General features: G+C 74.2%; 9 protein-coding genes and 1 pseudogene. All 10 read right to left on the bottom strand.

All coding sequences use genetic code 11. The annotated features are described in order from the left end of the window. Positions 1-1305, bottom strand: a 1305-nt coding sequence (locus tag VR45_RS13180; RefSeq protein ID WP_063772468.1) for a hypothetical protein, incomplete at its 3' end; no start/stop codon positions are given. A gap of 231 nt (positions 1306-1536) precedes the next feature. Next, positions 1537-1668 (bottom strand): hypothetical protein, encoded by a 132-nt coding sequence (locus tag VR45_RS50035; RefSeq protein ID WP_255360214.1) that lies wholly within the window; start codon positions 1666-1668, stop codon positions 1537-1539. A gap of 227 nt (positions 1669-1895) precedes the next feature. Then, positions 1896-3733: pseudogene (locus VR45_RS13175) on the bottom strand (BTAD domain-containing putative transcriptional regulator). Between the two features lies 1 nt (position 3734). Further along, on the bottom strand, positions 3735-4295 hold the full coding sequence (locus tag VR45_RS48580; RefSeq protein WP_286163180.1) for a helix-turn-helix transcriptional regulator: 561 nt from the start codon (positions 4293-4295) through the stop codon (positions 3735-3737). A gap of 147 nt (positions 4296-4442) precedes the next feature. Beyond that, a complete protein-coding gene (locus VR45_RS13165) occupies positions 4443-4736 on the bottom strand; it encodes a hypothetical protein (protein WP_045939908.1) in 294 nt (97 codons plus the stop codon). Positions 4737-4984: 248 nt separating this feature from the next. Further along, a complete protein-coding gene (locus VR45_RS13160; RefSeq protein WP_030395698.1) occupies positions 4985-5896 on the bottom strand; it encodes a LysR family transcriptional regulator in 912 nt (303 codons plus the stop codon). Positions 5897-6559: 663 nt separating this feature from the next. Next, positions 6560-7753, bottom strand: a complete 1194-nt coding sequence (locus VR45_RS13155) for a glycine C-acetyltransferase (RefSeq protein ID WP_045939907.1) — start codon at positions 7751-7753, stop codon at positions 6560-6562. A gap of 38 nt (positions 7754-7791) precedes the next feature. Further along, the gene (gene tdh, locus VR45_RS13150) at positions 7792-8820 is read right to left on the bottom strand and encodes an L-threonine 3-dehydrogenase (protein ID WP_045939906.1); all 1029 of its coding nucleotides are present in this window, start codon (positions 8818-8820) and stop codon (positions 7792-7794) included. Between the two features lie 350 nt (positions 8821-9170). Continuing rightward, positions 9171-9824: a hypothetical protein gene (locus VR45_RS13145; protein WP_045939905.1), complete on the bottom strand. Its 654-nt coding sequence runs from the start codon at positions 9822-9824 to the stop codon at positions 9171-9173. Continuing rightward, the gene (locus VR45_RS13140) at positions 9821-10771 is read right to left on the bottom strand and encodes an ATP-binding cassette domain-containing protein (protein WP_107084177.1); all 951 of its coding nucleotides are present in this window, start codon (positions 10769-10771) and stop codon (positions 9821-9823) included. The genes VR45_RS13145 and VR45_RS13140 overlap by 4 nt, the downstream gene beginning before the upstream one ends. Between the last annotated feature and the right edge of the window lie 323 nt (positions 10772-11094).

The raw sequence follows: 11094 nt of genomic DNA, 5'->3' as shown, positions 1-11094 counted from the left end.
CGACCGATCCACCGCCGCGCGCCCGCCGAGAGGCTCTCCACGGCCGCGAGGTCCGGGGCGGCTGATCGAGTACCCATGGTTCTCCCTTGAGGTTGCGGGCTGCCGGTCGGACGTGCGGGCGGTCTGCTCGACCAGGTCGGCGGCGCGGCGCGGGCCGTCCGCGGAGGCGTCGGCGAGCCGTCGGCCGAGGCGGTGGGCGTGGGAGCGCAGCCGGTCGTCCCGCCAGGCCGCGTCCACCAGCCCGGCCTGGTCCGGCTCCCCCGTGCGCGGGAGGTGGACGGCGGCGCCGGCCCGCAGCAGCGCACCGGCGAGGACGGGCTGTTCGGAGCCGTTGGGGGTGACGCCGAGCGGGCGGCCGCGCAGCAGGGCACCGAGCACGGGCGCCGAGGTACCGGCGGTCAGCACCAGCCCGGCCCGGTCGACGAGCGGTCCCAGCCAGGGCTTGCGGACGAGCAGGATGTCGGCGCCCGGGGCGGGGCACGGCTCGGCGGTGCGGCCCTGCTCGACGACGGCCTGGTAACGGCCGCCGGTGAAGGTCGCGTTGAGACGGGGCCACGGGCTGCCACCGCCGAAGAAGCGGCCCAGGTGCACATAGACGACCGGTTTGCCGCTGCGCGCCAACGCGGCTTCGACGGCGGCGAGTTCGGCCGGGTCGGCGGCCGGCTCCCAGGGCAGCGGCCCGACCTGGTGCACCCGCGGGGGCAACTCCGCTCCCGGGTACTCCAGTTCGGGGTCACCGCGGAGCAGGAGCGCGTCACCGAGCAGCGGGGACTCGTCCGGGCCGCCGGAGGTGGCGGCCGCGACCGTCGCCCGCGACCGGCGGGACGGCCGGGCGGCGAGGCCGGCCTCATCCCGGGTGGCCTCGTAGAGCGCCAGCGTCTCCAGGGTCCGGTTCTCCCGGGTGCGGCCGTACTGCGGCTCACCCTCGCCCCCGGAGCGGTAGGTCCACAGGTGGATCGAGAACCCGATCACGACCACCGGGACGTCCAGCGTCTCGGCGGCGAGCAGTGCGCCGTTGCACAGCACGGAGGTCACCAGCAGGTCGGCGCGGGCCTGCCGGGCGGCGCGCACGGTCGCCCGGTACTGCGCGAGGCCCATGACGCCCCAGCGGGCGGCGGAGAAGGCCCGCTCGCCGCCGAACTCCTCCGCCGCCGCGAACGGCAGACCGGCCTCGGCCGCGAACGGTGCGGCGCCGGCGCGGCCCAGCACCGACACCCGGTGGCCGCGGAGCCGCAGTTCGCGCCCGACGGCGAGCGCCGGGTAGAGGTAGCCGCCGTCACTCAGCGGGCAGAGCAGGATGTTCACGGGGCCTCCGGGCCAGGGGCTGCGGTCGGGGCGCGGCGGTCGGGCAACGGTGATCGGCAAGTAGCCATCGGGAAGCGGCGATCGGGGAGCGGGCGATCGGGGTGGGACCGGCCGAACGGGCCACCCGGCCGCCGGCGGCTCGGGCCGGGGCCGGATGACCCGCTCGGGCGTCATGCCGCCACGAGGTCACCAGGTCATGACGTCATGACTGGACGACCGGATGCGGCAATCTCACATCGCCGAACTGTTGTTGATCACACAGATGTCGTCGACGACGCCGTCGTCCTCGACATCGATGCCGTGCGCCACGACGTCGACCTCGTCCTCGGCCTCGGTCGGCTCCGGGTTGATGGAGTCACTCATGCTGACCTCCCTCTGCAGTGCGGCGTCCGCTACGCCGGCCCGGGAGAAACGTAGGGATCCCCGGTATGACGGCGATTAGGCGGCGGTTCGATTTCGGTATGACGGTTAGTCATATACCGTTCTGCTCCTGGTTCCTGGCCCTTCATTTCTGGCTCTTCGCTGCCGGCTCCGCGCTCCCGGAGCCCCCGCTCCCGGCTCCCGGCTCCCGCGCCGTACGCCCGGCTCGCTCAGTGGTGGTGGACCGGCACCCGGTCGGCGGTCCGTCCGGCCCGCTCCCGGGCGTACGCGTACAGCAGCGCCGGCATCTCGTACCGCACGGTGTGCGCGAGCCCCTCCGCGCCGGCGACGGTGAGCAGGCTGGCCTCCAGGAGGTCCTCCAGCACCCGCACGGCCGTCCCCGGGTCGCAGTCCAGCACCGCGGCCGCCCGGTCCAGGGTGAACACCGGCCGGGCCAGCAGGCCGAGCCGCAGCAACGCCCAGTGCGCGGCCTCCGGCAGCTCGCCGACCGACTCGGCCAGGCGCACCCGCACCAGCGGGTCGCCCCCGCACAGCTCGTCCAGCAGCGCCCGGCCACCGCTCAGCCGCGCGCCGTACTCGCCCAGCGGGACGTGCCGCAGGAACGCCAACCGGTCGGCGACCAGCCGGACCCCGAGCGGCAGCAGCCCGGTCGCCCGGACGATCCGGGCGGCGGACTCCCGGTCCGCGTCGACCCGTTCGGCGCCGATCGTCCGGCCGAGGAACTCCACCGCCTCGTCCGCCGTGAAGGGCGGCAGCCAGACCCGGTGGGCGCCCTCAAGCCCGATCAGCCGGGGCCGGGCGGTGACCACGACCGCGCTCTCCCCCGCCTCCGGCAGCAGCGGTCGCACCTCGGACTCGCGGCGGGCGTCGTCGACGACCACCAGCGCGCGGCGCCCGGTCAGCCACAGCTGCCAGGCCCAGCGCGGGTCGGCGGACTCCGCGACGGGCGGCGCACCGGCCGTCCCGTCCCGTTCACCGCAGGCGGTGGCGGCCAGCAGCTGGCGCAGGACGTCCTCCAGCGGGCGGGGGCGGCCGTCCTCCCCGCGCAGCCGGACGAACAGCCGGCCGTCCGGGAAGTGGTCGGCCAACCGGTGCGCGGTGTGGACGGCGAGCGCGGTCTTGCCCGCGCCGAGCGGTCCGGTCACCACCGCCAGCCGGCCGGCGCCGCCGGTGAGCACCTCGGTCAGCCGGCACACGGGGGCCGCGCGGCCGGTGAACGCGGGCGGGTCGGTGGGCAGCAGGTTCGGCGCCGCCGCCCGGTGCGGGCGCGGGGGCGGCGGCCGCAGCTCGGCGGGAGGCGCGGGGTGCGGCCGGACGGGGCCGGCCTCGCACAGCAGCGAACGGTAGAAGCGCGCCAGGGCCGGGCTCGGTGGCAGGCCGAGTTCATGGGCCAGCGCCTGCCGCAGCTCGTCGTAGACGGCGAGCGCCTCGGAGCGGCGCCCGGCCTGGCACAGGGCGGTCATCTGCAGCATCCGCAGCCGTTCACGCAGTGGGTGCCGCTGCGCGGTCTCGGTGGCCCGCTCGATCGCCTCCGCCCCGCGCCCGGCGGCGAGTTCGCGTCCAGCCAGTCCTCGAACACGCCGAGGAAGCGGCGGTCGAGGCGCTGCGCGGCGCTGTCGATCAGCGGGACGTCCCGGAACCCGTCGAGCGCCGAGCCGCGCCACAGCTCCAGCGCCTCGGTGAGCGCCCCGGCCCTGGCCCGCTGTTCGAAGCGGAGCGCGTCGAGCTCCCCCTCGGCGGTGTGCAGGACGTAGCCGCCGGCCCGGTGGCTGATCCGGGTGACCCCGGGGCCGGGGCCGGAGTCCGGGCCGGACTCGGGACCGGCCAGCCGGCGCAGCCCCGAGACGTACACCTGGAGGTTCTTGCGGGCGGTGCGCGGCGGCGCGTCGTCCCACAGCGCCTCGACCAGGGAGTCGGCCGACACCCGGGTATTCGCGTGGGACAGCAGCGCCGCCAGGAGAATCTGTTGTTTCCGTGATCCCGGATCGACGGCCCGGCCGTTCTCCAGCACGTGCAGCGGCCCGAGAATCCCGAATCTGACCGCCATCTCACGCCAACTTGATGACGAAGGAATGCCCTTCCACCTCGGCGTCCGAAACAGCGTCGAGCCGCTGTTTCACGGAATTGAGGACAGCGACCTCGTCCTCGCTGAGCCGGGACAGCACGTCCCGTTGTTCCAGTGTCAGCAGGTCGACCGGGTTGCCCGCCTGCCGGAGGGCGGCGAGGGCGTCGAATGTCATGGTCCCCTCCTTCTCGGATGCCAGATCATCATCACCGCCGCCCGGGACGCCGTCCATGAGACCTTTGGGCCAGAAACCGCCTTCGGCGGGGGAGGATGCGAGAATCAGCGCGAGCAGTCCGGCCTGCAGTCTTGACCGGAGTCCCAGTTTCGCCAGAATGGCGGTGACGAACCGTTTGACGGTGCGCTCACTGATATTGAGTTCGTAGGCTATCGAGCGATTGTCGTACCCGAGGCCCAACAGCTGCAGCACGGTGCGCTCCCGGGGCGTCAGCTCCCGGGTGAGCGGCAGCGCCGCCGCCGGCGGTAGCGGCACCCCCGGCGCGCGTGGCGCTCCGCACGCCGGACACACCGGATCTCCACCACCCATCGACGGGATCCCCCCTCCGGCGGCACACCACTGCGGTGCCCTCATGCTGACGCTCCCGTCGGACACCGGCAAGAGGTCGAACGTGCCCGGATGATGCCAACATCACGCCCGGGAGCGGCGGTCAGGTCTCGTCGAAGGGCTCGTCGCTCACCGGAACCAGGCGCGCCCGCCGTCGACGTGCAGCAGGAACTCCGCCACCGGCCCCGCAGGTGCCACCAGCGACAGCGCACCCGCGATCCGCTGGTAGCTCGCGTCGAACCGCTCGTGCTCCTCCGCGTCGAGCAGCGCCAACGACTCCTCGAACCACGGCTGCACCGCACCGAAAGCCGCCGTCGGCACGAACCACCCGTGCAGCCACGGGAAGTCCGCCTCGGCGATCACGATCTCACCGAGCAGCTCCCCGGCCCGCACCAGCCGCCAGCTCTCCCCCAGGAATCCCACCTTGCACCACCTGTCCTGTCGTCGATCGGCCGTCGGCCGTTGACCGTCGGCCGCCATTCATCGTTCATCGTCCGTCGCCGGTAACCCATCGCCCATTGCCCGTCCCGGGTCATGCTTCGCGGCCCGTGGCCCGTGGGCCACGGGCCACGGGCCACGGGCCACCCGGGCCCGCACCTGCAGCCCCTCCTCACACTTTGCAAAGTGCGGAGGGCTGCCCGCGCCGGGCCAGGGGGTGGGCCAGGGGTGGGTCAGAGGGTGGCCGGAGCCACTTCGGCGAGGGCGTCGAGGACGGGGCGGATGAGCGGGTGGCCGTCGGCGCCGGCGCGGACGGCGGCGAAGACCCGGCGGGTGGCGAGAGCACTGTCGACGGGGCGGACGGCGACCCGGGCCAGGTCGACGCCGAGAAGGGCCGAGCGCGGGACCAGGGCCACACCGGCACCGGCCGAGGCGAGGGCGACGACGGCGCGGAAGTCGTCGGAGGAGTGCACCAGGCGCGGCTGGAAACCGGCGTGCTCGCAGGCCAGCAGCACCACGTCGTGGCACGGGTTGCCCGGGTAGGGGCCGATCCATGGTTCGTCGCCGAGGTCGGCCATCGCGACCGGGCCCTCGGCGGCGGCCAGCGGGTGGGCGAGCGGGAGAACGGCCTCGAAGGGCTCGGCGTAGAGCGGGACGCGGGTGAGCCGGGCGTCGTCGGCACGCGGGGCACCGCGGTACTCGACGGCCACGGCGAGGTCGGCGCGCCCGTCGAGCAGCATCGGCAGGCTGGCGTCGCCCTCGGCGTCGAGCACCTTGAGCCGGACGCCGGGGGCACGGGTGGCGAGGGTGCCGATGGCGGGCGCGAGGACGAGGGAGATTCCGGTGGCGAAGGAGGCCACGGTGACTTCGCCGGAGACGCCGGCGCTGTAGGCGGCGAGGTCGGCCTCGGCCCGTTCGAGCTGGGCGAGGACGGCGTCGGCGTGGCCGAGCAGGATCTCGCCGGCCGCCGTGAGCCGCACGCCTCGGCCCTCGCGGGCGAGCAGGTGGTGGCCGGTCTCCTGCTCCAGGGCAGCCAGTTGTTGCGAGACCGCGGAGGGGGTGAGGTAGAGCGCGGCCGCCGCGGCGGTCACCGTCCGGTGGTCCGCCACCGCTCGCAGGGTCCGCAGCCGTCTCGCGTCGATCACAGACCAATTCTGCCAGCGTCGGTGGGGCTGCCGGGGCGGGGGTGACGAACCGGTCGGGAGGGACAGCGGAGTGGGAAGTCGGCCCCGCCGACTTCCCACTCCCGGCAACACCGAGCGCGGTACTCCGGCGACCACCCGGCCCCTTGCCCCGGACCCCCTCGTAGCACTTTGCAAAGTCCACACTTTGCAAAGTGCTACGAGGGGCGATCCCCTTGATTCCCGGGGTGCGCAGCCTCCTCCAGCTGCTTCCCGCACTTTGCAAAGTGGAACTTTGCAAAGTGCGGGGCAGGGAGGGAGCGAAGGGGAGGGAGCGAAGGGAAGCGAGGAACGGGAGCGAGGCAAGGAGAGGGACCGACCGCAGCACGGCGGAGGAAGCGCCGGCAGCGAGCCACCAGTGCGGAGCCCCCATCCCCCGGAAACCGCGAACGGGAGTGGGAAGTCGGTCGGGCCGACTTCCCACTCCCGCGGCGGGAGGGTGGGGCAGGTGGTCTTGGTGCTGTGCGGTGTCGGCGGGGCCGGCCCCGCCGACACCGCACAGCGGTTCGGGAGCCCGTGGCACGTCCGGTTCCGAGCGGACGTGCCACGGGCGATCGAGGGGGAACCGGCCCGCCAGGGGCCGTTCCCGGCGGCCGCCGCAGAGCGGCGGTCACGGCGGTGTGGGGGCTACTCCCCCAGCGCGGCGCGCGCGTCCACGAAGGCGGCGACGGCGCGCTCGACGTCCTCGGTGGTGTGCGCGGCGGAGAGCTGGACCCGGATCCGGGCCTGGCCGTGCGGAACGACCGGGTACGAGAAGCCGATCACGTACACGCCGCGCTCCAGCAGCAGCTCGGCGAGCCGGCCGGCCTTCGCCGCGTCGCCGATCATCACCGGCGCGATCGGGTGGTCACCCGGCAGGATCTCGAAGCCCGCCTCGGTCATCTTCGAACGGAACAGCGCGGTGTTCGCCGCCAGCCGCTCCCGCAGCTCGTTCGAGCTCTCGACGAGGTCGAGGACCTTCAGCGAGGCGGCCGCGATGACCGGCGCGAGCGAGTTCGAGAACAGGTACGGGCGCGACCGCTGGCGCAGCAGCGCGACGATCTCCCGACGCGCGGCGACGTAGCCGCCGGAGGCGCCGCCGAGCGCCTTGCCGAGGGTGCCGGTGATGATGTCGACCCGGTCCATGACGCCGTGCAGCTCCGGCGTGCCGCGCCCGCCCGCGCCGACGAAGCCGACGGCGTGCGAGTCGTCGACCATGACCATGGCGTTGTAGCGGTCGGCGAGGTCGCAGATCTCGCGCAGCGGGGCGACGTAGCCGTCCATCGAGAAGACGCCGTCGGTGACGATCAGGCGGCGGCGGGCGTCCTGGCTCTCCTTGAGCTGCTGCTCCAGGTCGGCGAGGTCGCGGTTGGCGTAGCGGTGGCGGCGGGCCTTGCACAGGCGGATGCCGTCGATGATGCTCGCGTGGTTGAGGGCGTCGGAGATGACGGCGTCGCGCTCGTCGAGCAGGGTCTCGAAGACACCGCCGTTGGCGTCGAAGCAGGACGAGTAGAGGATCGTGTCCTCCTGGCCGAGGAACGCGGAGAGGCGGTCCTCCAGCTGCTTGTGCACGTCCTGGGTGCCGCAGATGAAGCGGACGGACGCCATGCCGTAGCCCCAGCGGTCGAGCGCGTCCTTGGCGGCGTCGAGCACCTCGGGGTGGTCGGCGAGGCCGAGGTAGTTGTTGGCGCAGAAGTTGAGGACCTCGCCCGGGGTGCCACCGGCGGTGACGGTGACGGCGGCGCTCTGCGGGCTGCCGATGACGCGCTCCGGCTTGAAGAGGCCGGCCTCACGGATCTCGTCGAGGGTGGCGGCGACCTCGTCGCGCACGTTGTCGAACACAGCTGCTCCTAATCGGATCGTCGGATCGGCGAGGGTGCTCAGGCGGTCCAGTCGAGGATGACCTTGCCGCAGCGGCCGCCGGCCGCCTCGTCGAAGGCGGCCTCGAAGTCGGTGGCGGCGTACCGACCGGTGATCACGGGGCTGAGGTCGAGGCCGCCCTCCAGGAGGACGGACATCGCGTACCAGGTCTCGAACATCTCGCGGCCGTAGATGCCCTTGATGGTGAGCATCGAGGTGACGACGGAGGCCCAGTCGATCGGGAACTGCTCGGCGGGCAGGCCCAGCATGGCGATCTTCCCGCCGTGGGTCATGTTGGCGATCATCGACTGCATCGCCTCGGGCCGGCCGGACATCTCCAGGCCGACGTCGAAGCCCTCGCGCAGGCCGAGCTTCTGCTGGCCCTCCTCGATGGTGTGCTCGGCGACGTTGAGCGCCAGCGTGACGCCGACCTTGCGGGCGAGGTCGAGGCGGTACGGGGAGACGTCGGTGATCATGACGTTGCGGGCGCCGGCGTGCTTGGCGACGGCGGCGGCCATGATGCCGATCGGGCCGGCACCGGTGACCAGCACGTCCTCGCCGACCATCGGGAAGGACAGCGCGGTGTGCACGGCGTTGCCGAACGGGTCGAAGATCGCGGCGACGTCGAGGTCGACGGGGACCCGGTGCACCCAGACGTTGGAGGCGGGCAGCGCGACGTACTCGGCGAAAGCGCCGTCGCGGTTGACGCCGAGGCCGACGGTGTTGCGGCAGAGGTGGCGACGGCCGGCCAGGCAGTTGCGGCACTTGCCGCAGACCAGGTGGCCCTCGCCGCTGACCAGGTCGCCGACGGCGATGTCCGCGACGCCGGCACCGAGCTCGGCGACCTCGCCGACGAACTCGTGGCCCAGCACCAGCGGGGTCCTGATGGCCTGCTGCGCCCAGCCGTCCCACTTGCGGATGTGCAGATCGGTGCCGCAGATGCCGGTGCGCAGCACCTTGATGAGCACCTCGCCGGGGCCGATCGCCGGGGTGGGGACGTCCATCAGCCAGAGTCCCGGCTCGGCCTTCTGCTTGACGAGTGCCTTCACGGCGGTGGCTCCTGACGCACGGTGGGGCGGCCTGGTGTGGGCAGGCCGACGAGGCCCGGCGGTGGCGGCCCCCGGGAGGGCCGGAGGGTGGTGACGGGGCCGGGGTCCTGGTGTCGGTCCTGGCGTCCGTAATCCGGGCAGGCAGAAATCTGCCTGGTCGGAGGGGGTGCGGTCCATCGAGGAATTCTTAAGGGCCGCGACAGCTGGGCTGAACGATCGTGCCCGAGCTGCGCCCGGCGCCCGTCGCGGCGTGCCGGTCGGCACCCCGACGGCGGAGCGCGCGGGGCGCGTACGGGGCGCGCGGAGCACCCGCTCGGCGGTCCCTCGGACGGCGCGGCGGTCCGGGCCGGTCAGTCCCGCCGGACCGCGACGGCGTGGGCCGCCGCCGCGGCCCCGAGCAGGGCGGCCGCGAGCGCGAGCAGCAGACCGGTGGAGCCGACCAGGTCCGCCGACCGGTGGTGGCCGGAGAGCCGGGTGAGCAGCACGTTCACCGGCGGCAGGCCCTTGCCGAGGGTCAGCACGAGAAGCAGCGCGAGGGCGAGCAGCAGCCCGTGGCCCTGTCGCCGGACCACCGGCCGGGCGGTGAGCAGGCCGACGGCGGCGCCGGTGCAGGCGCAGGTGAGCTGGGCCTCGGCGCCCAGGAGCAGGTCGGCGGCGGTGGGGCTGTGGTTGCCGACGAGGAGCGGCAGGACCAGGCCGAGGACGGTGAGGGGCAGGCAGACCGCCAGCGCGGTGAGGACGGTCCCGGTGGCCAGGCGCCGGTGGCCGCCGGTGGCGGCCGTCACCACCGCCCGGTGGGGCGGGTCGTCGAGCCCGGCGAGCGCCGTGGTGAGCCAGGTGGCGGCGAGCAGCATCGCCAGGCCGGAGGCCGCGTGGGTGGCGGTGAGCGGGCCGGTGTCGTTGCTGGTGAGCACGGTGACGAGGGCGGTGAACAGGAGCAGTGGGGGGAGGTAGCGCTGGGAGAGCAGCAGGGTGGTGAGCCGGTAGCGGACGAGGGCGGTCATCGGGCGGTGGTCCTCGGGGTGGGGGCAGTGTCGGGTTCGGGTTCGGGTGCGGTGGCCGATTCGGGTGCGGTGGCCGGTTCGGGTGCGGGCCTGGTGACGGCCAGTACGGACCAGTGGTCGCGGAGTGCGGCGAGCAGGACGGCGTCGGTCCTGGACCGGTCCACCCGCAGGTGGAGTTCGGCCCCGCGGCGCTCGGCGGCGAGGACCCCGGGGAGGTCGAGGACACCGGCGCGGCCCGCCTCGTCGGCGCCGCCCGGGCGGCCGAGGACGACCACCGCGGGCGGGACCGCAGCGCCCGGGACGGGGTCGGCGCGGCGGGTGACCCGTCCGCCCGCGACGGTGTGCACGGCGGTGGCGTGCGGCACGGCGGTGGCGTGCGTCCGGGCGAGGGCCTCGCGGTGGTCCGTGAACGCCACCGCCCCGCCGGCGGCGGCCACTTCGGCGAGGATCCCGGCGAGCACGGTGTGGGCGGAGGCGTCGAGGCCGGACCACGGTTCGTCGAGGACGAGCAGGTCGGGCGGCACGAGGAGGGCCTGGGCGAGGGCGACCTTCTGGGCGTTGCCCTTGGAGAGGGTGCGCAGTTCGGCGTCCGGGCCGCCGACGAGGGCGAGCCGGTCCAGGAGGTGGCCGGCGCGGGCCCGGGCGGTGGCGGTGGGCAGGCCGCGGATGCGGCCGAGGTGGGTGAGGTAGGCGATGGCAGTGAGGCGTTCGTGGGCGGTGAAGCGGTCGGGGACGTAGCCGACGGCGGCCCCTCGGGCGGTGGCCGGTCCGGTGCGGCGGCCGGTGGTGGGGCGGGCGAGGCCGGCGAGGATCCGTAGCAGGGTGGATTTGCCGGAGCCGTTGGCGCCGACGACGGCGAGGACGTCGCCGGGCGCGAGGGTCAGTTCGACGTCGCGCAGGATCCAGCGGCCCCGTCCGTAGCGTTTGCCTACGGCTTCGCAGTGCAGCAGCACCTCGGTGTTCCCCTCCGTCGGTCGGGCGGTGGGCACGCTAAGGCCGCAGGGCGCGCGCTGGCGGTGACCGGCGCATACGGTGGCGATCGCTCCCCCTTGCGGGCCCGTGGAGCGGTGCTCCGGGTCCGTCCGGCCCAGAGAGGCGCCTCGACGATGACGAATCACGACCGCGACCGCGACCGCGTGCCGAAGCGCGACCGCGTGCCGAAGAGTGTGACGACGGCCCGAGCCACGACCCCACGCCGCCCGGGTGCGGCCCGCGCGGCCGCGGCCCGGCCCGCCCCGGCTGCAGTCGCGCTGGCGCTGGCCGGGCTGCT

Source organism: Streptomyces sp. NRRL S-495 (assembly GCF_000966955.1).
Classification (GTDB): Bacteria; Actinomycetota; Actinomycetes; order Streptomycetales; family Streptomycetaceae; genus Kitasatospora; species Kitasatospora purpeofusca.
The sequence above is the reverse complement of the archived record's forward strand: the minus strand, read 5'-3'. Positions and strand labels throughout refer to the sequence as shown.

Coding starts and splice junctions, on each gene's coding strand:
- VR45_RS50035 (WP_255360214.1), bottom strand. CDS start 1,668: ATGAGTGACTCCATCAACCCGGAGCCGACCGAGGCCGAGGACGAGGTC.
- VR45_RS48580 (WP_286163180.1), bottom strand. CDS start 4,295: ATGGGTGGTGGAGATCCGGTGTGTCCGGCGTGCGGAGCGCCACGCGCG.
- VR45_RS13145 (WP_045939905.1), bottom strand. CDS start 9,824: ATGACCGCCCTCGTCCGCTACCGGCTCACCACCCTGCTGCTCTCCCAG.